Origin of the sequence: Azospirillum brasilense (assembly GCF_007827815.1) — a bacterium.
GTDB classification, from domain to species: Bacteria; Pseudomonadota; Alphaproteobacteria; order Azospirillales; family Azospirillaceae; genus Azospirillum; species Azospirillum brasilense_C.
In genome coordinates, this window is record NZ_VITH01000008.1 from 265409 (window position 1) to 290311 (window position 24903).

General features: G+C 66.7%; 22 protein-coding genes and 1 pseudogene. 9 read left to right on the forward strand and 14 right to left on the reverse strand.

Annotated elements, in window-relative coordinates; genetic code table 11:
* The first annotated feature begins 5 nt into the window (after positions 1 to 5).
* Positions 6 to 635, forward strand: a complete 630-nt coding sequence (locus tag FBZ83_RS18440) for a LysE/ArgO family amino acid transporter (protein WP_145686745.1) — start codon at positions 6 to 8, stop codon at positions 633 to 635.
* Positions 636 to 664: 29 nt separating this feature from the next.
* Here FBZ83_RS18440 and FBZ83_RS32360 read toward each other — a convergent pair whose 3' ends face one another.
* Complete coding sequence (locus FBZ83_RS32360) at positions 665 to 793, reverse strand: hypothetical protein (RefSeq protein WP_282184081.1); 129 nt, start codon at positions 791 to 793, stop codon at positions 665 to 667.
* Between the two features lie 323 nt (positions 794 to 1116).
* Here FBZ83_RS32360 and FBZ83_RS18445 point away from each other — a divergent pair, with 323 nt between their 5' ends.
* A complete protein-coding gene (locus FBZ83_RS18445) occupies positions 1117 to 2148 on the forward strand; it encodes a patatin-like phospholipase family protein (protein WP_307833608.1) in 1032 nt (343 codons plus the stop codon).
* A gap of 6 nt (positions 2149 to 2154) precedes the next feature.
* Here FBZ83_RS18445 and FBZ83_RS18450 read toward each other — a convergent pair whose 3' ends face one another.
* Together FBZ83_RS18450 and FBZ83_RS18455 are read right to left on the reverse strand one after the other, a co-directional pair.
* Positions 2155 to 3114: an SAM-dependent methyltransferase gene (locus FBZ83_RS18450; protein WP_145686749.1), complete on the reverse strand. Its 960-nt coding sequence runs from the start codon at positions 3112 to 3114 to the stop codon at positions 2155 to 2157.
* 9 nt (positions 3115 to 3123) lie between these two features.
* On the reverse strand, positions 3124 to 4101 hold the full coding sequence (locus tag FBZ83_RS18455; RefSeq protein WP_145686751.1) for an alpha/beta hydrolase family protein: 978 nt from the start codon (positions 4099 to 4101) through the stop codon (positions 3124 to 3126).
* Between the two features lie 201 nt (positions 4102 to 4302).
* Between FBZ83_RS18455 and FBZ83_RS18460 the strand changes: the two genes are divergently transcribed.
* Positions 4303 to 4551 (forward strand): (2Fe-2S)-binding protein, encoded by a 249-nt coding sequence (locus FBZ83_RS18460; protein ID WP_145686754.1) that lies wholly within the window; start codon positions 4303 to 4305, stop codon positions 4549 to 4551.
* A gap of 539 nt (positions 4552 to 5090) precedes the next feature.
* On the forward strand, positions 5091 to 5411 hold the full coding sequence (locus tag FBZ83_RS18465) for a hypothetical protein (RefSeq protein WP_145686756.1): 321 nt from the start codon (positions 5091 to 5093) through the stop codon (positions 5409 to 5411).
* A gap of 417 nt (positions 5412 to 5828) precedes the next feature.
* Here FBZ83_RS18465 and FBZ83_RS18470 read toward each other — a convergent pair whose 3' ends face one another.
* The 4 genes from FBZ83_RS18470 to FBZ83_RS18485 all read right to left on the reverse strand — a co-directional run bounded on the left by FBZ83_RS18470 (position 5829) and on the right by FBZ83_RS18485 (position 12764).
* Positions 5829 to 7043: a hypothetical protein gene (locus tag FBZ83_RS18470; RefSeq protein ID WP_145686758.1), complete on the reverse strand. Its 1215-nt coding sequence runs from the start codon at positions 7041 to 7043 to the stop codon at positions 5829 to 5831.
* Positions 7044 to 8252: 1209 nt separating this feature from the next.
* Positions 8253 to 10016, reverse strand: a complete 1764-nt coding sequence (locus tag FBZ83_RS18475) for a sensor histidine kinase (RefSeq protein WP_145686761.1) — start codon at positions 10014 to 10016, stop codon at positions 8253 to 8255.
* Positions 10017 to 10147: 131 nt separating this feature from the next.
* Positions 10148 to 10750 (reverse strand): response regulator transcription factor, encoded by a 603-nt coding sequence (locus FBZ83_RS18480; protein WP_145686763.1) that lies wholly within the window; start codon positions 10748 to 10750, stop codon positions 10148 to 10150.
* Complete coding sequence (locus FBZ83_RS18485; RefSeq protein WP_145687009.1) at positions 10743 to 12764, reverse strand: sensor histidine kinase; 2022 nt, start codon at positions 12762 to 12764, stop codon at positions 10743 to 10745. The genes FBZ83_RS18480 and FBZ83_RS18485 overlap by 8 nt, the downstream gene beginning before the upstream one ends.
* Positions 12765 to 12914: 150 nt before the next feature.
* Here FBZ83_RS18485 and FBZ83_RS18490 point away from each other — a divergent pair, with 150 nt between their 5' ends.
* The 3 genes from FBZ83_RS18490 to FBZ83_RS18500 all read left to right on the forward strand — a co-directional run bounded on the left by FBZ83_RS18490 (position 12915) and on the right by FBZ83_RS18500 (position 16026).
* Positions 12915 to 13925, forward strand: coding sequence for a TRAP transporter substrate-binding protein (locus FBZ83_RS18490; RefSeq protein ID WP_145686765.1), 1011 nt, complete (start codon positions 12915 to 12917; stop codon positions 13923 to 13925).
* Between the two features lie 119 nt (positions 13926 to 14044).
* Positions 14045 to 14731 (forward strand): TRAP transporter small permease, encoded by a 687-nt coding sequence (locus tag FBZ83_RS18495; protein WP_145686767.1) that lies wholly within the window; start codon positions 14045 to 14047, stop codon positions 14729 to 14731.
* Entirely contained in the window at positions 14728 to 16026 is a 1299-nt protein-coding gene (locus FBZ83_RS18500; RefSeq protein WP_137114664.1) for a TRAP transporter large permease, read from the forward strand. Before FBZ83_RS18495 ends, FBZ83_RS18500 begins: the two co-directional genes overlap by 4 nt.
* An 89-nt stretch (positions 16027 to 16115) precedes the next feature.
* Here the strand turns inward: FBZ83_RS18500 and FBZ83_RS18505 are convergent, their stop codons facing one another.
* The 4 genes and pseudogenes from FBZ83_RS18505 to FBZ83_RS18515 all read right to left on the reverse strand — a co-directional run bounded on the left by FBZ83_RS18505 (position 16116) and on the right by FBZ83_RS18515 (position 19026).
* Positions 16116 to 16472: a zinc ribbon domain-containing protein YjdM gene (locus tag FBZ83_RS18505; RefSeq protein WP_145686769.1), complete on the reverse strand. Its 357-nt coding sequence runs from the start codon at positions 16470 to 16472 to the stop codon at positions 16116 to 16118.
* Positions 16473 to 16591: 119 nt separating this feature from the next.
* Positions 16592 to 17533, reverse strand: coding sequence for a methyl-accepting chemotaxis protein (locus tag FBZ83_RS32550; RefSeq protein ID WP_432612496.1), 942 nt, complete (start codon positions 17531 to 17533; stop codon positions 16592 to 16594).
* Positions 17507 to 18190 (reverse strand): annotated as a pseudogene (locus FBZ83_RS32555) (HAMP domain-containing protein); the annotation flags it as partial. The gene FBZ83_RS32550 and the pseudogene FBZ83_RS32555, both read right to left, overlap by 27 nt.
* Before the next feature lie 83 nt (positions 18191 to 18273).
* The gene (locus FBZ83_RS18515) at positions 18274 to 19026 is read right to left on the reverse strand and encodes a transporter substrate-binding domain-containing protein (protein WP_145686771.1); all 753 of its coding nucleotides are present in this window, start codon (positions 19024 to 19026) and stop codon (positions 18274 to 18276) included.
* A gap of 221 nt (positions 19027 to 19247) precedes the next feature.
* Between FBZ83_RS18515 and FBZ83_RS18520 the strand changes: the two genes are divergently transcribed.
* Together FBZ83_RS18520 and FBZ83_RS18525 are read left to right on the forward strand one after the other, a co-directional pair.
* Positions 19248 to 21299 (forward strand): molybdopterin oxidoreductase family protein, encoded by a 2052-nt coding sequence (locus FBZ83_RS18520; protein WP_145686773.1) that lies wholly within the window; start codon positions 19248 to 19250, stop codon positions 21297 to 21299.
* Positions 21300 to 21416: 117 nt separating this feature from the next.
* Positions 21417 to 22511: an NAD(P)H-dependent flavin oxidoreductase gene (locus FBZ83_RS18525; protein WP_145686774.1), complete on the forward strand. Its 1095-nt coding sequence runs from the start codon at positions 21417 to 21419 to the stop codon at positions 22509 to 22511.
* Positions 22512 to 22521: 10 nt separating this feature from the next.
* On the opposite strand, the gene FBZ83_RS18530 is transcribed toward FBZ83_RS18525, so the two are convergent.
* The 3 genes from FBZ83_RS18530 to FBZ83_RS18540 all read right to left on the reverse strand — a co-directional run bounded on the left by FBZ83_RS18530 (position 22522) and on the right by FBZ83_RS18540 (position 24765).
* Entirely contained in the window at positions 22522 to 23562 is a 1041-nt protein-coding gene (locus tag FBZ83_RS18530; RefSeq protein ID WP_247888356.1) for a GGDEF domain-containing protein, read from the reverse strand.
* Positions 23563 to 23678: 116 nt separating this feature from the next.
* Positions 23679 to 24191, reverse strand: a complete 513-nt coding sequence (locus tag FBZ83_RS18535; protein WP_145686776.1) for a pentapeptide repeat-containing protein — start codon at positions 24189 to 24191, stop codon at positions 23679 to 23681.
* Between the two features lie 79 nt (positions 24192 to 24270).
* Positions 24271 to 24765: a thioesterase family protein gene (locus FBZ83_RS18540; protein ID WP_145686783.1), complete on the reverse strand. Its 495-nt coding sequence runs from the start codon at positions 24763 to 24765 to the stop codon at positions 24271 to 24273.
* Between the last annotated feature and the right edge of the window lie 138 nt (positions 24766 to 24903).

A 24903-nucleotide genomic window follows, 5' to 3' on the forward strand; every position in this document is an offset into this window, starting at 1 on the left:
TCGCCATGGACGCGCTGCCCGCCCTGCTGAAGGGCCTGATCATCGGATTCAGCATCGCCGCCCCGGTCGGGCCGATCGGGCTTCTGTGCATCCGGCGCACCCTGGCCGACGGGCCGGCGCACGGCTTCGTCAGCGGGCTGGGCGCCGCCAGCGCGGACGCGGTCTATGGCGCCATCGCCGGCTTCGGGGTGGCCCTGGTCACCGACGCGCTGCTCGGCGCGCAGGTCGCGCTGAAGCTGGTCGGCGGGCTGATGCTGCTGTGGCTGGGCTGGAGCACCCTGCGCGCCCGTCCGGCGGAGCGCGCCGCGGACGCCCGCGGCGGCGGCGGCGGCGGTCTGGCCGGGGCCTACGCCTCCACCTTCGCGCTGACGCTCGCCAATCCGGCGACGATCCTCAGCTTCGCCGCGGTGTTCGGCGGGCTGGGGGTGTCGGCGGGGGATGGAAGCAGCACCGGTGTCGCCGCCCTGCTCGTCGCGGGCGTCTTCCTCGGTTCGGCGATGTGGTGGTTGGGGCTCAGCGCCTCGGTCGGGGCGTTCCGGCGCCGGGTCACGCCCGCCGCCATGCTATGGGTCAACCGCGTTTCGGGCGCGGTGCTGGGAGCGTTCGGGATCGCGGCCCTCGCCTCTCTGCTGTGAGGCGAAATGCGCCGGTCACCCGAGGCAATTCAGAACAGAATGGTCACAGGGCCACCCAGCGCGACCGCGGCGACGATCAGGATGGCCACCGCCGTCAGCTTCTCCGCCGCCGACCAGCGCTGCCAATCCTTCTTGAAACTCTTGAATTCCTGGGCCATGGCAACCTCCGCCATCCCTGACTGTCCGTGTTGAGAGCGACATTGGACGCTTCCAGTTGATGTTTGGTTAACGTCACCCGGAAACTCTTTCATCCATCGCAATGCCACAGGTAATCGGAAGAAAAACTGATGCAAGTCAAATAGAGGGCAAAAGCGGGTACAATTTTCGGCATCCCCCATGCGGAGGCCCCCGGGCGCGTTCCGCGTCCTCCGGATGGAAGGGTTTCCACCGACGGTCCGATGCCCCAAATCCCTTTGGACACCCATCGACGCGTCGGCGCCGGACAAGCCTGACCGAGCCCACAAGACACGAGGTGCTGGCGGTGAGCGGACTGAAGATCGGACTGGCCCTGGGCAGCGGGGCGGCGCGCGGCTGGGCCCACATCGGCGTCCTGCGCGCGCTGGAGGAGATCGGGGTCGAGCCCGACGTGATCTGCGGGACCTCGATCGGCGCCGTGGTCGGCGCGGCCTACCTGACGGACCAGCTGGACGAGCTGCAGGCCTGGGCCCAGAGCATGGGCTGGCTCGGCATGCTCGGCATCATCGACCTCACCTTCCGCCGCGGCGGGCTGCTGGCCGCCGACCGCACCTTCGACCGCTTCCGCAACCACCGGACCGAGGTCACCATCGATCAGCTGCGCAAGCCCTTCGCCGCGGTCGCCACCGACCTCAGCACCGGGCGGGAAATCTGGCTGCGCGACGGGCCGATGCTCAGCGCGGTGCAGGCGTCGGCCGCCATGCCCGGCCTGTTCCCGGCGGTGCGGCGCGACGACCATTGGCTGGTGGACGGCGCGCTGGTCAACCCGGTGCCGGTGTCGCTCTGCCGCGCGCTGGGCGCGGACGTGGTGATCGCGGTCAACCTGAACAGCGAGCTGTCGCCGCTGAGCCGCCCCTCCGGTCGCGGCGCCGCCAAGCTGCGCAAGGCCGCGGAGGCGAAGCCGGCCCAGATGCAGGCGGCCCAGATGCAGCAGGCCCAGGCCCTTCAGGAAGAGGCGATGGCCCCGGCGGGGGACGCGACCTCGCCGGTCTTCTCCACCCTGACCTCGCAGATCGCCTCCTGGATGGGCCGGCGGCCGGCGGCGCGCACACGCTTCCTCGCCGACCAGCTGACGCGCGCCCCGGCCTCCGACGTCCCGCCCAACGTGATGGACGTGATGGCCGGGTCCATCGACATCATGCAGGACCGCATCACCCGCTCCCGCCTCGCCGGCGAGCCGCCTGACGTGCTGATCGCACCGCGGCTCGCCCACATCGGCATCCTGGAGTTCGACCGCGCGGAGGAGGTGGTGGAGATCGGCTACGGCGCCGCCTCGATTCTCAAGCCGGCGCTGGAACTGGCCCTGCGCCGGGCGTAGCCGCGCTCAGACGGGAGCCGCCGGCCACATCCAGGTCAGCTCGTGCTTGTTGTGGTGCAGGTGCAGCACCCGCCCGCCGGGGATCGCGGCGAAGGCGCGGGCCGTCTCGTGGTCGGTTTCGGCCTGGAACTTCAGCGTGCAGATGAAGCGCTTGGCCAGCCCACTCTCCATCCACTGGTTCACCAGCCGCAGCAGGCGCGTGGGGTAGCAGATCACGTCGCAGCACAGCCAATCCACCGGCCCGACATCCTGCGGCTTCAGGCCGAAGGCGCTCTCCTGGCGGAACTCGATGCGCGGCAGGGCGGCGATGGCCGGGTCGAGCGGCGCCTTGTCGACGCTGACCACGCTGGCGCCCAGCTCGTGCAGCACCCAGCTCCAGCCGCCGGGGCAGGCGCCGAGGTCGATGCAGCGGTCGCCGGGCCCCGGCTGCTCGCCGAACAGGGTCAACGCCTCCCACAGCTTCAGATAGGCGCGGTTGGGCGGCACCGTGCGGTTCTCGACGAAGGCGACCTCGCCGTGGCGGTAGGGGCTGGAGCAGCGCGCCGCCGCCACGATGGTGTTCTCATCCAGCAGCGTCCAGGAGCCCAGCGGCGCCGTCGGCAGCGGCGACGGGAAGACGACCGGCTTGGCCGAGACGTGCGGCAGGTTCTCCTGGATCAGGCTGGCCCGCCGGTGATGACGCAGCGTCCAGAGCGCCCAGTTGCGCTGGATCGAACGCAGGGCCCGCGCGCCTTCCTTGATCGACGCGAACTCGATCCGCACCGGGTCGTGCCAGATGTTCTGCGCCCAGGCGGCCGGACGGGCCGGTCCGTCGGCGAAGACCAGCCGGTCCTCCACCGCCGCCACGTCGCCCAGTTCGGCCACGAGGTCCGGAACGAAGCCCTCGGGCGCCAGATAGATGGTCTGCCCCAGGGGCGCGTGCGCCGGGGTCGCGCGGGCGGACGCGGTGTCGGATGAGTCGCTCATGCCGAGGGGCTAGCGCCCCTGGCGCCCGATTGCAAGAGCGCGGTCGAAGAAATCGGCGATCTCCGTGTTGAGACGCTCATGGAAGGCCGCGCGGTCGAAGCCCGGCGGGTCCTGGGCGGGTGGCCCGACCTCCGCGGCGATGGCGGCCGGCACCGGCATCAGGAAGGCGAAGTGTCCGGCGTCGCCCACCACCTCATACTCCGGCGGCGTCGGCAGACGGTCGCGCACCCCCTCGACCTGGGAGGCGGCGATCTGCTCGTCCCGCTCCGCCCGGTAGAGGCGCATGGGGATCGTCACCCCGGCGAGGCCGTCCTTGGAGAAGGGAACGCCGACCGGCGCCGCCAGGACGGCGGCACGGATGCGCGGGTCGCGCGCCTCGACGCGGCCCGGCGTCTCCTCGTTCCCAAGATGGCAGAAGCGCTCGCCGTCCGGCGGGGTCCGGCAATGATCGGCGATGCGCCCCAACTCCGCCACGCCGCCGGCGGCCACCAGAACCGTGTACCCGCCGGCCGAGAAGCCGAAGGCGCCGACGCGATCGCCATCGATGCGCCCGGCCAGATCCGGGTCCGCCAGAACATGGTCGAGCGCGGCGGACAGCTGGGCCGGACGGTTCCGCCACATCCGCTCCGTGCCGGCGTCCCGGTCGCCGTCGAAGGCGTTGCCGCGGTGATGGACCGCCGCGACCACGTAGCCGCGCCGGGCCAGCGCCATGGCGGTGTCGGCGTGCCCGAAGGCGCTTCCCCCGGACCCATGGGACAGCATCACCAGCGGGTGGCGCCCTTCGGTCAGCGGCCCGCCCTCCGCCACCCGGAAAGCGAAGGGGCCACGACGCACCGGCGTTTCCGGTGCGTCCGTCGGGTACCAGACCACCGCGCGGGCGATCCCGCCATCCGCCGGGTCGGTGAAGGCCAGCGCGCGCATGCCCACCTCCGCCGCGGCAGCCCCGGCCCAAAGGATGGCCACCCCAGCCACCAGCATCCACCCCATTCGCCGCACCGCATCCTCCCGCCGCTTGAAGAAAAGCGTCGACGACGGAGGTAGCCGCATCCCCCGTTCGATCGAGCTGTGACATTCCGCCGCAATCCGCTCAAATTTGGCCGTCATGATTCAGATCAATTGACAATCATTCTCAGTCGCAGCACATTGGCTCCAGCACAACCGCACAACACGCACCGCTGCCGGGGGCCCATGTACGTCTGCATCTGCCACGCGCTGAACGACAAGCAGGTCACCAAGGCGCTTGAGAACGGCGCCCGCACCCCGGCCTCCGTCTTCCGGCATTACGAGCGTCAGGTCCAGTGCGGCAAATGCGTGCCGATGATGCGGGACATGGTGCAAAGCCACTGCGCGAACCAGTGCCCGTCCTGCCCCGGCCAAGCCGCCCTGCCGGAACCGGCCAACGCTGAAAGCTTCCCCTACGGCATCGCGGCGGAGTGACGGGCTCCCCAAGTCCGCCAAGTCCCTTCACCAAAACGTGGCAGTTGCGCCCGGTCGGACGACAGCAGCGACGGGCGCATGACGACCGTTGAGCGGTTTTTTAATCCAGGAGAGATCCGGGTTATTTCGAAACGGAATGGCCTTTTTGCGTCAAGTTCTTCCGCTTGATAGAAATAGGACTCTTCCTTTCGGCTGCGACAAATCGCCATAGACTTATACCCCTGGCCCGCTTGACGGGGCGGGACCGATCGTGCAGAAAGAGCCCAGCCGGATTCAAGAAATCCGAAGCATTCGGAGCGGCATGGAACGCTCCCGATTGGGCAGGACGCACAAAAAATCAAGTCCTCTGGAACTGGAATTGCTTTTCATACGTCTATGAAAAGCAACCGGATGGATTTCTTATTCTGGCGCCGTGGCCGTGCATTTGTGCAATGCACAGTCTTTTGAAATCGAGCGTCCAGCGCGCGGCGCCACGCTGGAACACTGGCCGGGCATCCGGCCGAAGGGACCGCTGAGCGATCCGAAGGGAGGAGCACGAGATGAGCCGCCGCAACCGGCACGCCCATGATGCAAGATGCCGTACCCTGCTTCAGGCGACCGCCGACCGGTTGGACCGGCTGCGGTCGCAGGTGGAGCGGTTCGGCCTTGAGGGGTATCAGGGCATGAGCCGGGACGAGTTGGAGCGCACTCTGGACGCCCTGCGCGGCCAGCACAACCGTCTGTCCGCCCGCGTCGAGGCGGCGCGCATCGCCACGGACGACGCCTGGGCCTTCACCCGGACGATCGCCGACCAGGCGGCGGCGGAATTGGCCGACGGTCTCGACAGCATGGAAGCCCGTCTAAAGCGCGTGGCGGCCTGACCGCGCCCGCCGCGCTCGACCGGCCGTCCTCTTTGCGACTCATCCGATGACAGTCGGTCCGCAAACGGCTTTTCCGACCATCCGCAAGATGCGCTTGCCACGCGACATGACCAAGCGCTGGATGCATGTCGCGCCCCGGCAGCGTGGGCGTGAGCGCCGGTTCTGGGATTGCGGGCGGAAGCAAGGGCAACAGCCGACGCCCTATCGCGTCGCTCAGCATGGCTCCCGTCGCGCCCCTGGGCCGAACAGCGATCGGATCAGCCCCATGGGAGCCCTTTTGGCGCCAGGACCCAGATACGATGGCAATCTCTGTGATCGCCTTCGCAGGCCCTGCCGCCTTCCGCCCAGCCAAGAAACAGGGACGTTGCTGTTCAACAATAAGAACCATTATGATTGGTTGGTACGATCTAACGTATTTTATCTAATATAATATCTCCTAAGCGAAAGACCAATAGCCTTTTGTCGCGCCGCTTCTGTTGCAGCCTTGAGAATTGGAATTTGTTTTCTGACAGATGCTGAATTCGCCATAATGTCCTCAACTCTTTGCTTTGCTTCGATGGAAAAAGAAAGGGCTTCTTGCGCTTGAATATCGGCATCGACAGTTTTCTGATTTGCAGCTGATAGATAATTAAGTATGCTTTTTGCCTTTTTATTTATCTCATTTATATCGCTCATGGGCGTTGCCCCCAGTTTCGGAATCTCCCCTTCCGCGTATTTTACGTCGTTCTCAGCAGAAGTTTTTGTTGTCATGGCCTGATGCAACTTGTCATTTGCTTTTTTCCGCGCGTTCGAAGAGTATTGAATATCCTCTTCAATCGCAGCCATGACATACAGTGATTTCTCGTAATCACGAAAGTTCCGTTTCCAGTTGGCCAGCCAGCCATCGGGAAGGGTCGCCTGCGTAAGTCGCTCGCTCGCTCTCGCCGCCGCGGTGTCGCGGGGGTTTGCGTTGGAAACAATGAGTTTCAGGGATGAAAGACGCTTGGTGTAGCAGTCGATAGTATCAGCACAGATTCTCGATAGCGAGTCCCACATCTTTGCGTAGGATATAGCCTCCGCTTGGAACTCGTAAATGCGCCGCTTTGGCTCGCTGTGTGCTGCTGCGCAACGTCTGTATTCAGAGCGAACCAGATAATCAAGGTATGCGTCGGATAACGAAGATGGGGCGTTACTGACCCTCATTGCCCCTCGGGTGTCACACAGATCCACGCGAGCGTCTCGCACTAAAGTGGAGCCGCTGGCTGTTTTTGGGTCACTTTGCTCGCACTGACTTTGCCAAACATCCGGCAAGATACTGCTGATGGACTCCGTTACCTGAAACACCGTTCCTTGGGCAACGCAACCCAAGTTTGAAATCGCTCTATCAATCTCAACGCCCATTCTTTCGATGGCCTTATCGACGCTCTTTTCAATTTCTGGTAGCGCTTGCTGCAAGCCAAGGATCGCTTCCCTTCGCGCCGCCTCTGGAAGGGCATTGATCATGCCAGCGAGGCGATCCAGCGTCGCATTGTCGATGCCGTGCTTGACCTTGATCGATCCATCAGAGAAATCGATGAACGCGGCCGCCGGGAATGCGGTCACCCACACGGACATCGTCACAACCGTCGCCAGAGTTTTTAAGGCGCCGCCCATAGCACCCTCCACGATCGCATGCCACAAGGCACTATGATGGTTGCTGTAAGACGCCACAATTTCCCGTATGGGTTATCTTCTTTTGGCGAAATTGCGAGTTGCCCGCGCCCCACTTCCAGCAAATCCCAACCGACCTCCAAGAAAATTTTCGATAGACACTCCAATAATTGTATATTGCATCGAGAAAGTATCCCGCATCATTGACATTTTATCGCTTACAGAGCGAAGCTCCATAGCACAGCATGATTATTGAGAGCAGATTTGCCATAAATATTTTTTGTAGTTAATGCGTTTCGTGCATTAGCGCGCAATGATTATTGCCCTCATTCATAAATTGTGCTTCTATGAAACAAATAATGTATTTTTAATGGACCAAAACCGTCGATATCCGCGGCCTCATGGAGGGACCGGTAATGAGATGGCAATGCATACCCGCTTTGATAGCTCTGTACTCATTTCCAACTTATTCAAATTGCATGGATATTAAAATCGAAGGATGGCAAAACGATTGGAATCGGCAGTTCTGTGCGGAAGACACGGCAAAGGTCCCCGCGCTTGGGTTTTCAGCCAGCCCTGACCGTCCCCCTTGCGCCAATGGCCAGGAGGTAAACGCAAGGAATGTTCAAAAGAAAATCGAGGATGCAACGGCTCAGGCGGGGAGCGGCGCGGGAACAGCAATTGGCACAGCCATAGGAGGTCCGGTCGGCTCCGTGGTGGGTGCCGCACTTGGCGCCGTGATCGGCAAGAGCATAGAAAGCGTTGCCAAGCATAACTATAGAGTGGATTACTCTAATTGCGCGAGCTTGTGCGTACAATTACCATCCGACGCGACAAACATTGTGGTGCAAGGATGGTCCGGGCCATTGCCGGGAGATCACCGTCGCCATGAGCATTACAATCTTTGTGACATGACGCATCAAGGAACAGGGACATGGGGACCTGGCCGTTGCGACATCGCTCACAATGGAAATTGGTCAGCAATGTCGCCTTATACTAGCAGCGATCACCCCACTCTGGGTAAGGTGTATTGTTCAACGGGCATGAACTGGAAGCAAAGCAACGAACAAGTTTTCGGCCTGCGGGTCACGTACGACCGTAGCCCGTGAAGGCCGGGCTTGCATAGCCGCCGGTTTCGGAACCAAGTGTCTCTCCCTCTTCTCGACCTTCATTGCGCCGTCATTAATCGCGCCATTGTTCGTCGGACACGACCTAATCGGCCTTGAGCAACACCATGGTCCCTTGCCCGGCTGGCGGGCGGGCTGGCGACCCGCCGGGCAGAATGATGCGCACCACCGTGCCCTCGCCAAGCGCGCTGCGCAGGTCCAGCCGCCCGCCATGGGCCTCGACGAAGCGCTTGGCGAGCGGCAACCCCAGCCCGGTGCCGGAATGGGCCTTGGTCATGTAGCTGTTCACCTGACGGAACGGCTCCAGCGCGATCTGGATGTCGTCCGGCGACATGCCGATTCCGGAATCGGCGACGGTCAGGACCACGCAGCCCCCCTCGTCGCGCACCGCATCCGCGCGCACCCGCCCTCCCGCCGGCGTGAACTTGATGGCGTTGGACAGCAGATTGAGAACGGCCTGCCGCAAACGAATGGCGTCGGCCATCACCGTCAGGCCGGGCTCGACCGCCCCACCCTCCACCCGCACGCCCTTCTGGGCGGACAGCGCCTCCATCAACTCCAGGCATTCCTCCAAAAGCACGGCGACGGACACTGGCTCCGGATAGAGTTCCAGCCGCCCCGCCTCGACCTTCGCCATGTCCAGCACGTCGTTGACCAGCGACAGCAGATGCTGGCCGGATGCGTGGATGCTGGTGATGTAATCCTGGTGCTTCGGCGGGCTGGGACCGAACAGCCCCGACAGCAGCGCCTCGCTGAAACCGATGATCGCGTTGAGCGGGGTGCGCAGTTCGTGGCTCATGTTGGCCAGGAAGTCGGATTTGGCCAGATTGGCCGCTTCCGCATGCTCCTTCTCCGCCTCCAGCCGGCGGCGCTGCTCCGCCAGCATGGCCTCGCGGGCGATGCGGGCCTCGCGTTCGGCGTGGCGGCGGCGGCGGACGTGGCGCGTCACCACCAGCGACAGCACCAGCGTCGCCAGACCGGCGCCCGCCGCACCGGCCAGGATGGTGGTGCGCGTCCGGTTCAACTGGCTGCTGATCTGCTCGAACGGAACGGCCACGATGATCGACCAGCCGGTCTGCTGCGATCGGTGGACGAGGACCAGCGCCTCGTGCCCCTCCCGCGTCGTCGCTGAAAACAGCCCCTGGTTCTGTCCCGTCAGCCGGGGCACCATCAGGTCCCGGACCCTTTGGCCGACATGGCGTTCCGGGTCGTGGGACCGTGCGGCGATGACCATGAATGGGTCGACGACCGACACCGTCCAGGCCGTGGGAATGCCGGACCCGCGCAGCACGGCGTCGAGCCCGTCCAGCCCGACCGCCAGCGACAGCACATGGCGGATCGACGTTCCCTCGGGATCATCCGGATCCAGGACCGGCGCGCGGACGATCAGCGCCGGACGCCCCGGCGGCCCGCCCGGTGGGAGAACACCACCAACGACCGTCCTCCGCGTGGCGGCCACCTGCCGGGTCACGTCGTCCAGGCGCGGCTGCGGCAGGGGCGCGCCCAGCGGGTACTGCGTGTGGAACAGGAAGGACATGTCCTCAACCGTCACCAGCCCCATCGCCAGCCAGCCCGGCTGGCTCCGCACGGCATCCTCCGCCTCCGACTTCAGCAGGGCAACGTCGTTCACCGTTCGGCGGCTCAGTGCCGCGAGAAGCTCAAGAGGACGGGCCTTGCTTTCCAGTTCCCGGTCGATGGCGACCATGACGGACCGCGCCTGCGCCGCCAGTTCCGCCGCCAGCACGTCCTGTTGCCGGAGGTCCAGAATCCAGACCACCACCGCCAGGAACAGCAGCAGCGGGGCGATGGCGGCGAGCCCCAGACCAAGCGTCGACGAGGGCAGTCGCAAGGCACTCTCCGACCGTTTACGGAAACGGAATGGCGTCGGGACTGGAACGGGAAGGCGGCGTGCCTCCCACCCCAATGGGTCGCGCGCATCCGCGCTCCTGTCAAGCCCGCCGGTTGTCCGTCCCCCTGCGCTCAGCCCACCGTCGCGAGAATTCGGGCGAGCTCCACCGCCGTCTTGACCCCCATCTTCTCGAAGACATGGGCGCGGTGCACCTCGACGGTCCGCATGCTGATCCCCAGCTCGTCGGCGATAACCTTGTTCAGCTTGCCGGCCACCACCAGCCCCATCACCTGCCGTTCGCGCTGGGTCAGGGTCGCCAGCCGGGCGGCCACGCCGGCCTGCCCGGCCTGACGCGCCCGCTCCCCGGCGTCGAAGGCCAGAGCGTCGATCACCCGGTCGACGAGGTCGTTGTCGTTGAAGGGCTTCTCCACGAAGTCGCGGGCGCCCTTCTTCAAAGCCGACACGGCGATGGGCACGTCGCCATGGCCGGTGAGGAACAGCACGGGCATCCGGCAGCCCATGGCGGTCAGCCGGTCGAACAGCTCCAGCCCGCTCATCCCCTCCATGCGGATGTCCAGCAGAAGGCAGCCGGCCATGGCGGAATCGTAATCGGCGAGGAACGCCTCCGCCGACGGCCAGGAGGCCACCGGCACGTTGCGCGACTGGAACAGCCAGCCCATGGCGTCGCGAATCGCCTCGTCGTCGTCGACGATGTGCAGCTTCGGCTCACACATCGGCGGCTCTCTCGTCAAGGGCACCGGTCGCCGATGGTTCGGAGAGGACCGGCAGGGAGAAGAGGAACATGGTGCCGCCGTCCGGCGCGGGCTCGAACCACAGGCGTCCCTGGTGGTGCTCGATGATGGACCGGCAGATGTTCAGGCCCATGCCCATGCCCTCGGTTTTGGTGGTGAAGAAGGGAGAAAACAGTTTTTCCGCATTTTCGGGCGAAATGCCACAACCGCGGTCCTGGATGCGCGTCAGGACGGCCCCGTCCTGCGCCTGCACCGTCACGCTCAGCCGGCGCCGGTCACGCCGCGTCGCCGCCATGGCCTCGATGCCATTGCGCATCAGGTTCACCACCACCTGCTGCAGCAGGATGCGGTCGGCCATCACCGACGGCAGGCCGCGCCCCAATTCCAGCACAAGCTTCACCCCCTGCTGGCGGGCGTCGGCCTCCATCAGCGCCACGCAATCCTCCAACACCCGCGCCAGGCAGCAGGGCGCAACGTTCGGCTCGCTCTTGCGCACGAAGTCGTGGATCCGGCGGATGATCTGGCCTGCCCGCCTGGCCTGCCCGGACAGCTTCTCCAGCGCCGTCGCCAGCTCATCCGGCCGGATGCTGCCGGCCTGGAGGCGGTTGAGACAGCCGGTGCAATAGCTGGCGATGGCCGACAGCGGCTGGTTCAGCTCATGGGCCAGGGTGGAGGCCATCTCGCCCATGGTGATCAGCCGCGCCGTCTGCTGCAGCCGCTCCTGCTGCTGGCGGGCCAACTCCTCCGCCCGCTTGCGCTCGGTGATGTCGAGGACGGAGCCCATCCAGCCGGTGTGCCGTCCCTTGGCGTCGATCAGCGGCGCCTCGTAGATCAGCGCGTCGAACCGCTCGCCGTTGGCGCGGCGGAAGCGCAGCTCGAAGCCGTTGGCGGGCGCGTTGCCGGCCAGGACGGCGCGGAAGACCTCCTCGGTGTGGACCAGATCCTCGGGCAGCCAGTAGGGCATGACCGGCCCGGCCCCGACCAGTTCCTCCGCCGACCAGCCGACCATGCGGCAAAAGGCCGGATTCACATAGATGATGCGCCCGTCCAGGTCGCGGGCGCGCATGCCCACCGTCAGGCTGTCCTCCATCGCCTTGCGGAAGGCGTGCTCGGCGCGCAGCGCCTCCTCCGCCCGGATGCGCCGGGCGATGTGGCGGCGCACCGCCCACAGGCTCCACAGGGCCGAGACGGTCAGCGCGAAGATCGCGGCGATCAGGATGTTGCGCCCGAGGTTGCCGGAGAGCTGATGCAGCGTGGCGACCAGGGTCAGGCCGTGACCGGGCGGGTCGAAGGGCACCACGTGGCTGCGCCGCGGTTCCGGCATGGCGATGCGCGACTTGGTCCCCAGCACCGCCCCGTAGGGGTCGATGACCTCCAGCTGGTAGCGTTGGGCGAACCACCAGGGCACATGATGGGTCAGCAGGGCGTCGATCGACAGCACCCCGGCGAGCGCGCCGGCGAACTCCTGCCCGTGGAAGATGGGAATGACGATCTCGAAGGCGGTGTCCGCCGCTCCCAGCCGGTAGGGCGCCGAATAGGCCCGGCGGCCCGAGGAGCGGGCGATCAGGAAGGCGTCGGCGCGCGGGCTGGGACCGAAGGCGTCGTCCAGGGCCGGCCCGTCCTCCACCGGCGGCTCCGAACGCACCGGCCGGCCCTGGGGGTCCAGCCGCACCACCCGCTGGATCGCCGGGTTCACCGTCACGATGTGGCGCGCCATCACCGTATAATTCACCGGTGTGGTGTCCTCGCGCCCCAGCGATTCAGCGAGATACTGCAGCTTCTCCTCATCGGAGGTGAGTTGGAAATGGAGATTCTGCTCCACCCACAGCACGTCCTTGATGAGGGTGAGCGTTTCCTCCTCCCGTTCGCTGCGGTGGAGCACCCAGAGGAAGACACCGAACAGCAGGACGACCAGCGCCATCGCCACGATGGGCATGGCCTGCACCGGGCCGCGCTGGCCGAGGCCGTGGGCGGCGCTGGCCGCGCCGCCGGTCATGGGGGGGAGAGGTGTTGGCACGGCAACCAATGCGTCACATTCACAGCTACGGATTTCCACAATAGCGTCGGCGGCGAAATTATCGAACAATGAAAGAATATCAAAGGCCGGACCATCAGTCTGACCAACAACAAGTGGAGGATGACCCCTATGAAGTTCGTTTCGCTGCTGTGCGCCACCGTCGCCGCCGGCTGCCTGATGGCCGCCACCGCCGCCACCGCGCAGGAGCCGATCGTCATCAAGTTCAGCCACGTCGTCGCTCCGGAAACCCCGAAGGGCAAGGGCGCCGAGAAGTTCAAGCAGCTCGCCGAGCAGAGCACTGGCGGCAAGGTGAAGGTCGAGGTCTATCCCAACAGCCAGCTCTACAAGGACAAAGAGGAGCTGGAGGCCCTGCAGCTCGGCGCCGTGCAGATGCTGGCCCCGTCGCTGGCCAAGTTCGGCCCGCTGGGCGCCAAGGAATTCGAGATCTTCGACCTGCCCTACATCTTCCCCTGCAAGGCCGCCCTGGTGAAGGTCACCACCGGCCCGATCGGCAAGCAGCTGTTCCAGAAGCTGGAGAACAAGGGCATCACCGGTCTGGCCTATTGGGACAACGGCTTCAAGATCATGAGCGCCAACAAGCCGCTGCACGCCACGGCGGACTTCAAGGGCCTCAAGATGCGCATCCAGTCGTCGAAGGTGCTGGACGCGCAGATGCGCGCGCTCGGCGCCCTGCCGCAGGTGATGGCCTTCTCCGAGGTCTATCAGGCGCTGCAGACCGGCGTCGTCGACGGCACCGAGAACCCGCCGTCCAACATGTACACCCAGAAGATGCACGAGGTGCAGAGCAACGCCACGCTCTCCGACCACGGCTATCTGGGCTACGCGGTCATCGTGAACAAGAAGTTCTGGGACGGCCTGCCGGCCGACGTCCGCACCCAGCTCGACGGCGCGATGAAGGAAGCGACCGAGTACGCCAACAACATCGCCCAGGAAGAGAACGACAAGGCGCTGGAGGCGATGAAGGCCGCCGGCAAGACCAAGTTCTACGAGCTGACCAAGGACGAGCGCGCGTCGTGGCGCCAGGCCATGCTGCCGGTCCACGAGGACATGGCGTCGCGCGTCGGCAAGGAACTGCTGGCGAGCATCAAGACCGAGACCGACGCCGCCAAGTGCGAGTGATCACGAGAGTCTGATCGGGCGGCACCACCGCCCGGTCCAATCAAGCAAGACCAACGCACAGCCTTCGGCAAGCGCCCGCGCGTACGACGCGGGCGCTTCCTCCTGCGCGCGGAGCCACCATGCCCATGAAAATCCTAGACCATCTGGAAGAGGTTATTATCGCCTTCCTGATGGCTGCGGCGACGACGATCATTTTCGTCTCCGTCGTTCACCGTTACGCCGCCGGTTTCCCCATCATCCAGGACTACATCCTCCACTGGAATCTGGCCTGGGCGCAGGAGCTGTGCATCTACATGTTTGTCTGGATGGCGAAGTTCGGCGCCGCCTACGGTGTCCGCACCGGCATCCATGTGGGTGTGGACGTTCTCATCAACAAGCTGTCCACGCCCCTGCGCGCGAAATTCATCGTGTTCGGCCTGCTGGCCGGCGCCACGTTCACCGGCGTGGTCGGCACGATGGGGTCCACCTTCGTCTGGCACATGTCGGACACCGAGCAGGTGTCGGCCGACCTGGAATGGCCGATGTGGATCATCTATCTGGCGATCCCGCTCGGCTCCTACCTGATGTGCTTCCGCTTCCTTCAGGTGATGGTGAACTTCCTGCGCACCGGCGAACTGCCGCACCACGACCACGGCCATGTCGAGGGTCTGGAGGAGGACACCACCGACCCGCAGCGCGCCGCGCAGGACGTCAACTGGTACGAGATGGACGACAACCTGCACCCGCACGACATCGCCCATCACGAGGGCCGCAAGCCCGGCAACGGCCCTGTCATTGGTAAGGGACCGAAGGAGAACGACCGATGAACGCCGCCATCATCTTCGGCCTTCTGCTGGTTCTGATGCTGACCGGCATGCCGATCTCGATCTCGCTCGGCCTGACGGTTCTGACCTTCCTCTTCACTATGACCCATGTGCCGATCGAGGCCGTGGCGCTGAAGCTGTTCACCGGCATCGAGAAGTTCGAGATCATGGCGATCCCGTTCTTCATCCTGGCCGGCAACTTCCTGACGCACGGCGGCGTGGCCCGGCGCATGATCAACTTCGCCACCGCGATGGTCGGCCACTGGCACGGCGGCCTCGGCCTTGCCGGCGTGATGGGCTGCGCCCTGTTCGCGGCGGTGTCCGGTTCCAGCCCGGCGACCGTGGTGGCCATCGGCTCCATCGTGCTGCCGGCGATGGTCGCCCAGGGCTTCCCGAAGCAGTTCGGCGCCGGCGTCATCACCACCTCGGGCGCGCTGGGCATCCTGATTCCGCCGTCCATCGTGATGGTGATGTACTGCGTCGCCACCAGCGGCACCGCGCACTCCGCCTCGGTCGGCCAGCTCTTCATGGCGGGCGTCATCCCCGGCCTGATGCTGGCCTTCGTGCTGGGCGGCGTCACCTGGTACCGCGCGCGCAAGTTCGGCTATCCGCGCCTGCCCAAGGCCAGCCTGGGCGAGCGCTTCAAGGCCTTCCGCGAGGCGATCTGGGGCCTGTCGCTGATCGTCATCGTCATCGGCGGCATCTATTCCGGTGTCTTCACGCCGACCGAAGCCGCTGCGATGAGCGCCGTCTACGCCTTCATCATCGCGGTCTTCGTCTACAAGGACATGCCGCTGCGCGGCGTGCCGAAGGTCCTGCTGTCCTCGGCCAGCATGTCGGCGATGCTGCTCTACATCATCACGAACGCGGTGCTGTTCTCGTTCGTGCTGACGTCGGAGAACATCCCGCAGGCCATCGCCGACTGGATCGTCAGCCAGGGTCTGGGCGTGATCGCCTTCCTTCTGGTGACCAACATCCTTCTGCTGATGGCCGGCAACTTCATGGAGCCGTCGTCCATCGTGCTGATCATGGCGCCGATCCTGTTCCCGGTCGCCATGAAGCTGGGCATCGATCCCGTCCATTTCGGCATCATGATGGTGGTGAACATGGAGGTCGGCATGTGCCACCCCCCGGTGGGCCTGAACCTCTACGTCGCGTCGGGCATCACCAAGATGGGCATCACCGAGCTGACCGTGGCCGTCTGGCCGTGGCTGCTGGCGATGCTGGGCTTCCTGGTGCTGATCACCTACGTGCCGATCATCTCCACCTGGCTGCCGCGCGCGCTGGGGATGATGTAACCCATCGTCCCCGGGGGAAGGCCCATAAGGAAAACCCCTCGCCGGAGCGCTCCGGCGAGGGGTTTCTCTTTTCGGGGAAGCCGGGGACGTCAGGCCTTCTTGACGAATTCCGACTTCAGGTTCATCGCGCCGATGCCGTCGATCTTGCAGGCGATGTTGTGGCCGTCGGCCCCATCGACCAGACGGATGTTCTTCACCTTGGTGCCACCCTTGACGACCAGGGACGAGCCCTTGACCTTCAGATCCTTGATGACCGTCACCGCGTCGCCGTCGCTCAGCGCGTTCCCGTTGGCGTCCCGCACCCCCTGGTCCGCCGCGGCCTCCGCACCCGCGCCGCCTTCGGCCTGCGGGTTCCATTCATGGGCGCATTCGGGGCAGATCCACAGCATGCCATCCTGATAGACATGCTCGGAGTTGCATTTCGGGCACTTCAATCCGTCGTCCATATCATCCTCGCCTTTCGGGACCGGCATCCTAGTGCGGCGAGGCGAAAAGCGGAAACGCAACTTGCCCGCGGCGGGCATGCGCGCCCACCGCAGGCCAGTTGCGTGTCATCGCGGGCCGTTTACGCCGCCTTGATCGAGGCCAGGAACCTCTGCACCTCGTCGCGCAGATCGACGAAGCGCGCCTGCAGGGTCTGTGCGACCTCCACCGACTCCCGGGCCGCCGTCGCCACCTCCGACGAGGCGCCGGAGGCGACCGCGATGCTGCGGGTCACCGTGTCGGCCTCGCCGGCCACGGTGCGGACCTTGTCGGCGATCTCGCCGGTCGCGGCCAGCTGCTCCTGAACCGAGGCGGCGATCTCCGCCGAGCGCTGGCTGAGCTGCCCGATGGTTTCGGTGATGGCGCCGATGGCGGACACCGTCTCCTGGGTCACCGACTGGATGGCGCCGATCTGGGTGGCGATCTCCTCCGTCGCCTTGGCGGTCTGGCTGGCCAGGTTCTTCACCTCGCTCGCCACCACGGCGAAGCCCTTGCCGGCTTCCCCGGCCCGCGCCGCCTCGATGGTCGCGTTCAACGCCAGCAGGTTGGTCTGCCCGGCGATCGAGGTGATGAGGCTGGTGATCTCGCCGATCTTGGCGGCGCCGGCGGCCAGCGCCTCCACCGTCTTGCGGCTGGCGTCGGCGCGGTCGATGGCCTGGGCGGACATGGCGACCGACTGCTTCACGCTCTCGGCGATGCTGCGGATCGACTGGGTGAGCTGCTCCGCCGCCGCGCTGGCGGTCTGGACGGTGCGGCTGGTCTCGTCGGCGGCGCCGGCCACCGACGAATTGCACTGGTCGGCGCGCAGCGCGCTCTCCAGCATGCTGCCGGCGCTGCCCTTCATCTGCGAGGCGGCGGTGGAGGCCTCCCCGACCGTCGCCTGGACCGAGCGGTCGAAGGCCGCGGCAAGACGGGTCAGCCGCTCGCCCCGCTGCGCCTCCTCGGCCTGCCGGGCGAGCTTCTCGGCCTCCAGCCGCTGGCGCTGCTGGGCGTTCTGGCGGAGCATGTCGATGGTGCGGGCCATCGCTCCCATCTCGTCGCGGCGGTCCAGCGCCGGCACGGCGACCGCGTAGTCGCCCTGGGCGAGCCGCCCGACCATCGCGGTGATCTGCATCAGTGGACGCGTGATGGCCGAGACGACGAAATAGAGCGCGGCCATGATGGCGAGGAAGGCGACCGCCCCGACGGCGATCTGGGTCACCGCGTCGGCGGTCACCCGCGCCTCCACCCGGTCGGTGCGCAGGCGAAGCACGAACTCGCCGATGGTCTTGCGCTGCCCGGCTTGCCCGCCGACGATGGGTTTCACCACCTCGATGAAGCCCTTGGCGGCCTTGGTGTCGCCGACCTCGGCGACCACCTTGGCCTTGTCGTCGCGGACCTGGGCGCCGAGGAAGTCGGGGTCGGAGGACGGCGCTTTGGCGACCTCGCGCACCTGCTCGGTGTCGAAGTCATAGAGCGGGATCGCCGCGGCGCGGGCCTGCAGCGAGGCCACCATGTCGGCGCGCGCCGCCAGTGTCTCCTTGGCCTGGTTGGCCGAGCTGTGCACGCCCCAGGCGATGGCCAGCACCTGATAGACCAGCAGCACGCCGCCGATCAGCAGCAACGCCCGCAGGCGCAAGCCCAAACCTCCAGCCTGTTGGCCGCCGCCCTGAGTGCCGTCCGCCGAACCGATGACCGTCATGATCCGCCCTTTTTCCTTCTGAACAACCGGTTGCCGAACGGCCGGCGCGCGACGGCGCCCCCGGCGGAGTCAATGGGATGGCGTTACTGGGTCGCCTTGAACCCGGCTTCGAGCTTCGCCAGGACCGCCTCGGCGTCCGGGGTCTTCTTCGACACGACGATGTAGACGTCCAGGCTCTGGACCGGCGTGGCCTTGAGGTCGGGAGGCGTCTTCCCGCCCAGCGCCTGCTGCATCGGCAGCGAGTATTGCAGCAGCGTCGGCGCCCGGCCGGCCTGGAGAAGCTGCAGCGCCTGGTCGGCGGTGCGGGCGTCGACCATCTGCACCTTGTTGGCCGGGTCCTCCATCCAGGCACGCCAGCCGCCGTAGGAATAGCCGTTCAGCGCGATGACCGCCTTGCCGGCCAAGTCCTCCTTCGCCTTCACCGCCGGTGCCTCGCCGATGCCGTAGGCGTTCAGCTCGATCCGGGCGATGGGGGCCGCGCTGATCAGCGTGGTGCCGTCAAACTCCTTGACCGTGCGGATGCCCAGGAAAATGTTGAACTCGCCCTCCGTGATTCCGGAGAAGAGGCGACGGGCCGGGGCCGATTCCGCGGTGTAGGCGATGCCGGCCGCCTTGGCCGCCTTGTCGAAGGCCTCGATCAGACTGCCCTTGGCGGCCCCGCCGTCGGTCTGGGTGTAGGGCGGGAACTCCACATAGCCGAGCTTGATGGCATCCGCCCGCGCCGTGGCGAGCCCGGGAGCGGCCATGCCGGCGACAGCGCCGACCACGGCCCCGATGAAGGTGAGCATCCCGGCCCGCAACGCCCGCCGGGCGTCCCCGGCAATATTCGCGATCATACGGCTTCCCCTTGCAGCGTTGATCCATGCCTCAAACGCGTCATGCACGCTCTATGAGTGCATTTTTTCGAAACATACATCTTTCCGAGACGCGCCACCACAAGGATAGGGCTGCAATATTGAAATCTGATGGCAGTCCTTAAACAATCCAGACCGGTTGCGGAAAGCCGGACGGCGGACATAAGCTGACCGCCGCTTTCCACCCGCCGAGGCGTCCTCCCGTGAACTCCGTCTTCCTGCCGACCGCCTGCCCGCACGACTGCCCCAGCACCTGCGCCCTCGAAGTGGAGCGGGTGGCGCCGGACCGCATCGGCAAGGTCCGCGGGGCCGCCGCCAACAGCTACACCGCGGGCGTGATCTGCGCGAAGGTCAGCCGATACGCCGAGCGGGTCCACTCCCCCGACCGGCTGAAGACCCCCTTGCGCCGCACCGGTCCGAAGGGGTCCGGCCAGTGGACGGCGATCGGCTGGAACGAGGCGCTGGACCACATCGCCGACGCCTTCCTCGAGGCCGAGCGGGTCCATGGTCCGGAGGCCGTCTGGCCCTATTTCTACGCCGGCACCATGGGGCTGGTGCAGCGCGGCGGCATCCAGCGGCTGCGCCACGCGAAGGGCTATTCCCGGCAGATCAGCACGGTCTGCGACACGCCGGCCAACATGGGCTGGCTGGCTGGCCACGGCGACATCCGCGGCGCCGATCCGCGCGAGATGGCCGACAGCGACCTGATCGTGAACTGGGGCGGCAATCCGGTGGCGACCCAGGTCAACGTGATGACCCACGTCAGCCGTGCCCGCAAGGGCCGCGGGGCGAAGCTGGTCACCATCGATCCCTACCGCACCGGCACGGCGGAGGTGTCGGACCGTCACCTGATGCTGCGCCCCGGCACCGACGGCGCGCTGGCCTGCGCGGTGATGCATGTGCTGTTCCGCGACGGTCTGGCCGACCGCGCCTATCTCGACCGCTACGCCGCCGGGGCGGACCGGCTCGAAGCGCATCTCGCCACCCGCACCCCCGAATGGGCGGCGGCGATCACCGGCCTGACGGTGGAGGAGATCGTCGACTTCGCCCGACTCTACGGAACGACCAAGCGCAGCTATCTGCGGCTGGGCTACGGGCTGACGCGCGCCCATAACGGGGCGGCGCAGATGCACGCGGTGTCCTGCCTACCGGTCGTCACCGGTGCCTGGGCGCACAAGGGCGGCGGAGCGCTTTACTGCTCGTCGGGCATCTACAGCATCGACCGCACCCTGTCGGAGGGGCTGGACCGGCTGGACACATCGGTGCGCGGCTTCGACCAGTCGCGCATCGGCGCGGTGCTGACCGGGGAGGACATCGCCAGCGGCCCCCCGGTCACCGCCATGCTGATCCAGAACACCAACCCGGCGGCGATCTGTCCGGACAGCGCCCGCGTGCGCCGCGGCTTCCTGCGCGACGACCTGTTCGTGGCGGTGCACGAGCAGTTCATGACCGACACGGCGCAGCTGGCTGACATCGTCATCCCCGCCACCACCTTCCTGGAGCATGACGACCTCTACCGTGGCGGCGGGCAGATGCACATCCTGATCGGCCGCAAGGTGATCGAGCCGCAGTTCGAATCGCGCGAGAACCACTGGGTGATTTCCGAACTGGCCCGCCGCGTCGGCGCCGAGCATCCGGGCTTCGGGATGAGCGCGCTGGAGATCATCGACTCCATGCTGAAGACCTCCGGCCTGACCGACGCCGCCACCCTGACGGAGCAGCGCTGGATCGACGCCCAGCCGGATTTCGAGACCTCGCATTTCCTGAACGGCTTCGCCTTCCCGGACGGGCGCTTCCGCTTCGCGCCGGATTGGGCGGCGCTCGGCCCCTACGGCGCCGGCCAGTTGCCGGATCTGCCGGACCACATGACGCCGGGCCGCCCGGCGGACGCCGAGCATCCCTTCCGCCTCGTCACCGCCCCGGCGCGGCAGTTCCTGAATTCCAGCTTCACCGAGACGGTGACCGCGCAGCGCCGCGAGGGCCGTCCGACCGTCCTGATCCATCCGGAGGACGCGGCGGACCTCGCCCTGGCCGAGGGCGACGCCGTGCGCCTCGGCAATGGGCTGGGCAGCGTCGTCGTCCACGCCAAGCCCTTCGCCGGGGTGCCGCGCGGGGTGGTGATCGTGGAAGGCATCTGGCCGAACAGCGCCTTCCTGGAGGGGATCGGGATCAACACCCTGACCTCGCCCGAGCCGATTCCACCGGCCGGTGGTGCCGCCTTCCACGACACGGCGGTGTGGCTGCGCGCCGCCTGAGGCGCCCCCCAAATCCATCACCCGACATGATCCGTCCCATCTGAACAAATCGTTTTTCAGCATGGCCGGACTGTCCTAGCCTCCCTCCGCGGATCATCGAATGCGGAGGGCGGCGCGATGCCGGTTCACACCACTCTGACCCAGCGCCTGGGCCTGTCCCACCCCATCGTCCAAGCGCCAATGGCCGGGGGCGCCGACACGGCGGACCTCGTCGCCGCGGTGGGCGAGGCGGGCGGCATCGGCTTCATCGGGGCGGCCTACCTGACTCCGGACCAGATCGCCGAGCGGGGACGGGCGATCCGCGCCCGGACCGCCCGCCCCTTCGGGATCAACCTGTTCGCCCCCCTGCCCGCACCCGACGCGCCGGACGTCGGCCGGATGGACGCCGCAGTCGCCCGCATCGCGCGCTACCACGCCGACCTCGGTCTGCCCGCTCCCGGGACACCAGCCCTGGCGGCCGACGGCTTCGCCGCCCAACTGGCCGCGGCGCTGGACTGCGGGGCGTCGGCCGTCAGCTTTACCTTCGGCATCCCGCCCGCCGACGCGCTGGCCGCCATCACGGCGCGCGGCCTGCTGCTGATCGGCACGGCGACCAGCGTCGAGGAGGCCATCGCGCTGGAGCGGGCCGGCATGGACGCGGTGGTCGCCCAGGGGGCCGAAGCCGGCGGGCACCGCGGCAGCTTCGCGACGGGTGCCGAGGCGGTGGATTTCGCCGCCGGACTGGTCGGCACCATGGCGCTCGTCCCGCAGGTGGTGGACGCGGTGACCCTGCCGGTTCTGGCCTCCGGGGGCATCATGGACGGGCGCGGCATCGCGGCGGCCCTGGCCCTGGGCGCCGCCGGGGTGCAGATGGGCACCGCCTTCCTGACCTGCGTGGAGGCCGGCATTCCCGAGGCGCACAAACAGGCGATCCTCGACGCCCGCGAGACGCAGACGCGGGTGACCCGCGCCTTCTCGGGCCGTCCGGCCCGCGGCATCGTCAACCGCGTCATGGAGGACATCGCGGACGGCGACGCCCTGCCCTTCCCCCTGCAGAACGCCCTGACCCGCCCGATGCGCAGCGCCGCCGCCCAGCAGGGCCGGGTGGAGTTCCTCTCGCTGTGGGCCGGTCAGGGGGTGCGGCTGGCGCGGCGGCAGACCGCGGCGGCGCTGATGGCCCGTCTGACAGGCGAAACCGACGCCGCAATCCGGCGCCTGACCGGACGCACCTGACGGGCGGCGCTCAGCCCGCCACCGTCGCCTCCGCGCAGACGCGGTTGCGCCCGCCGCGCTTGGCGGTGTAGAGCGCCTCGTCGGCGCGGCGCAGCAGGGCCAGCAGGTCCTCGCCGGGGCGGTATTCCGCGGCGCCAACCGACAGGGACACCGATCCGTAGTTGGCGTTGCGCGTCCGGTTGATGATCTGCCGCGACCCCACGGAGGCGCGGAGCTGCTCGGCCACCTTGACCGCGTTGGCAAGCGCGGTGTGGGGCAGGATGACGCTGAACTCCTCCCCGCCGTAGCGGGCGACGGTGTCGCGGCCCTTCACCCCCTCGGTCAGGACCTTGGCGACCAGCTTCAGCACATGGTCGCCGACGAGATGGCCGTGGACGTCGTTGAAGCGCTTGAAATGGTCGATGTCCACCATCAGCAGGGTCATCGGCATGCCGGTCTGCAAAGCCTCCTCGGCGGCGGAGGCGAGCGCCAGATCGAAGCCGCGCCGGTTGGCGATTCCGGTCAGCCCGTCGGTCATCGCCTCCCGCCGCGCGGAATCCAGCACGACTCGCAATTCAGCGAGTTGCTGGCTGGATTCGAGGAGCTGGCTCTGCAGGCGGGTCTGGCGGTCGACGATGGCGGTCGTCTCCGCCGCGATGGCCGCCACCATCGCGCGCAGCTCGGCCAGGCTCATCGGCTGGTCCAGCTCTCCGCGGAAGCCGGCCAACGTCTGCCCGTAGCGATCGGTCTCCGACCCGACGCTGCCCAACTGGTCGAGGATGCGCCCCAAGGCGACGCGCGCCCGCTCCGACGTCTCGCGGATGGCCTGCGCCTCGGCGTCCAATGTGAAGAAGCGCTTGTACAGCTCGTCGCAATGGCCTTGCGACAGCACGGCACCGTCGCGCTGGGCCAGTTCGATGGCCCGCGCCAGCTCCGGATTCTGCCCGCCGAAATAGGCGTACCAGAGGGTGAAGTTCTCCGGATTCGGCAAAAGCCCATGCGCGGCGATCCGATCCATGGCGCGGCTCGCGAGAATTCGCGCCGTCTCGAAATCCTGATCGCCCGCCATCATGCCCGCCTTTCCACCAACCTTTGAAAAAAAGCTACCGCAGCGGGAAAGAGGCGAGCAAGCGACTTTCCAGTTGAGACATTATATTACAATCGAATGGAAATTTACCTGCGAATCCTTCAGTTGCACTGGCCCACGGATTTCGCGGCGCAGACCGTCGTGCCGTCGATCCAGGTGGCGCCCGACAGATCGGCGTGCCGCAGGTCCGCCCCGCCCAGCCGCGCCCCGGTGAAGTCGGCGTTCTGCAGGATGGCGTTCACCAGCTTCGCGTTGCGCAGGTCGGTTTCCTTGAGGGAGGCCCCGGTCAGATCGGCCCGCGTGAAGTCGGCCTCGATCAGGCGGGCGCCGTCCAGCTTCACCCCCGGCATGGTCGCGCTGAAGAATTTTGCGCGATAGCCGTCGATGTCCGACAGGTCGGCGTCTTTCAGCGTGGCCCGCTGGAACGTGGCGTCGCGCAGCATCGCCCCGGCCAGCTTCGCAGACGACAGATCGCGCCCGTCGAAATAGCAGCGGCGCCAGTTCACCTTCGGCTGCGCCGGGTCGGTGCATTCGGCCAATGCGGCGGAGGGGACCAGGGCAGTGCCCAGGAAGGTGGAAAGTACCGCGAAGGCGGCGAAAATTGTCGTCTTCATGCGCCAACAGATAGTGTCGCGGGTGCCGAATAACAAAGGGTCCGGCGCAACAAAAGGCGGTGGCGGGAGCGACGTACCGTCACGCCCCCTTCGGCGCGCGCAGCCCGACCGAACGCCCGGCCTGCGGCGGCACGGGCAGAGCGGCGTGCTCCGCCGCGGTGCGGGCCAGCCGTTCCGCGGCGTCCGGCGCCAGCGGCACCGACCGGCGCTCCGCCAGATCGACATGGAGCAGGACGAATTCGGCCGTGGCGGCGAGGAAGCCGTCCTCCTCATGGCGCATCTCGTGGAACAGATGCAGCCGCTTGGCGTCCGCCCCCAGGACCAGGGAGGTGAAGGTCAGCCCGTCGCCCTCCGTCACCTCGCGGGCGTAGGTCAGATGCGCCTCCACCGCGAACATCGACCGCCCCTCTCCCTCCGCGTAGGCCTTGCCGATCCCGAAATGGTCGAGCACGGCGTCGGTCGCGTGATCGAAGGCGAGCAGGTAATAGGCCACGTTCATGTGGCCGTTGTAGTCGATCCACTCCGGGCGGACGGTTTCCCGGTGCAGGCAAAGCGGGGCGGGCGAATGGTTCATGCCCTCAAGGATAAGCGATGCTGCCACGCTTTGGGAACCGGCTTGCTCGAAGCGACCACGCACACGCTCAGGTTTTTTAAGCTCTGAACAACCATCCTTCACGAGTGCCGCATGCCCCTCGTTCCATAGGATGGAGAT

Excerpts from the sequence above, each read along its gene's own strand:
- FBZ83_RS18440 (WP_145686745.1), top strand. The coding sequence starts at position 6 with ATGGACGCGCTGCCCGCCCTGCTGAAGGGCCTGATCATCGGATTCAGC.
- FBZ83_RS32360 (WP_282184081.1), bottom strand. The coding sequence starts at position 793 with ATGGCCCAGGAATTCAAGAGTTTCAAGAAGGATTGGCAGCGCTGGTCG.
- FBZ83_RS18450 (WP_145686749.1), bottom strand. The coding sequence starts at position 3,114 with ATGAGCGACTCATCCGACACCGCGTCCGCCCGCGCGACCCCGGCGCAC.
- FBZ83_RS18455 (WP_145686751.1), bottom strand. The coding sequence starts at position 4,101 with ATGGGGTGGATGCTGGTGGCTGGGGTGGCCATCCTTTGGGCCGGGGCT.
- FBZ83_RS18460 (WP_145686754.1), top strand. The coding sequence starts at position 4,303 with ATGTACGTCTGCATCTGCCACGCGCTGAACGACAAGCAGGTCACCAAG.
- FBZ83_RS18465 (WP_145686756.1), top strand. The coding sequence starts at position 5,091 with ATGAGCCGCCGCAACCGGCACGCCCATGATGCAAGATGCCGTACCCTG.
- FBZ83_RS18470 (WP_145686758.1), bottom strand. The coding sequence starts at position 7,043 with ATGGGCGGCGCCTTAAAAACTCTGGCGACGGTTGTGACGATGTCCGTG.
- FBZ83_RS18480 (WP_145686763.1), bottom strand. The coding sequence starts at position 10,750 with ATGTGTGAGCCGAAGCTGCACATCGTCGACGACGACGAGGCGATTCGC.
- FBZ83_RS18485 (WP_145687009.1), bottom strand. The coding sequence starts at position 12,764 with ATGACCGGCGGCGCGGCCAGCGCCGCCCACGGCCTCGGCCAGCGCGGC.
- FBZ83_RS18490 (WP_145686765.1), top strand. The coding sequence starts at position 12,915 with ATGAAGTTCGTTTCGCTGCTGTGCGCCACCGTCGCCGCCGGCTGCCTG.
- FBZ83_RS18495 (WP_145686767.1), top strand. The coding sequence starts at position 14,045 with ATGCCCATGAAAATCCTAGACCATCTGGAAGAGGTTATTATCGCCTTC.
- FBZ83_RS18500 (WP_137114664.1), top strand. The coding sequence starts at position 14,728 with ATGAACGCCGCCATCATCTTCGGCCTTCTGCTGGTTCTGATGCTGACC.
- FBZ83_RS18505 (WP_145686769.1), bottom strand. The coding sequence starts at position 16,472 with ATGGACGACGGATTGAAGTGCCCGAAATGCAACTCCGAGCATGTCTAT.
- FBZ83_RS32550 (WP_432612496.1), bottom strand. The coding sequence starts at position 17,533 with ATGGCCCGCACCATCGACATGCTCCGCCAGAACGCCCAGCAGCGCCAG.
- FBZ83_RS18515 (WP_145686771.1), bottom strand. The coding sequence starts at position 19,026 with ATGATCGCGAATATTGCCGGGGACGCCCGGCGGGCGTTGCGGGCCGGG.
- FBZ83_RS18525 (WP_145686774.1), top strand. The coding sequence starts at position 21,417 with ATGCCGGTTCACACCACTCTGACCCAGCGCCTGGGCCTGTCCCACCCC.
- FBZ83_RS18530 (WP_247888356.1), bottom strand. The coding sequence starts at position 23,562 with ATGATGGCGGGCGATCAGGATTTCGAGACGGCGCGAATTCTCGCGAGC.
- FBZ83_RS18535 (WP_145686776.1), bottom strand. The coding sequence starts at position 24,191 with ATGAAGACGACAATTTTCGCCGCCTTCGCGGTACTTTCCACCTTCCTG.
- FBZ83_RS18540 (WP_145686783.1), bottom strand. The coding sequence starts at position 24,765 with ATGAACCATTCGCCCGCCCCGCTTTGCCTGCACCGGGAAACCGTCCGC.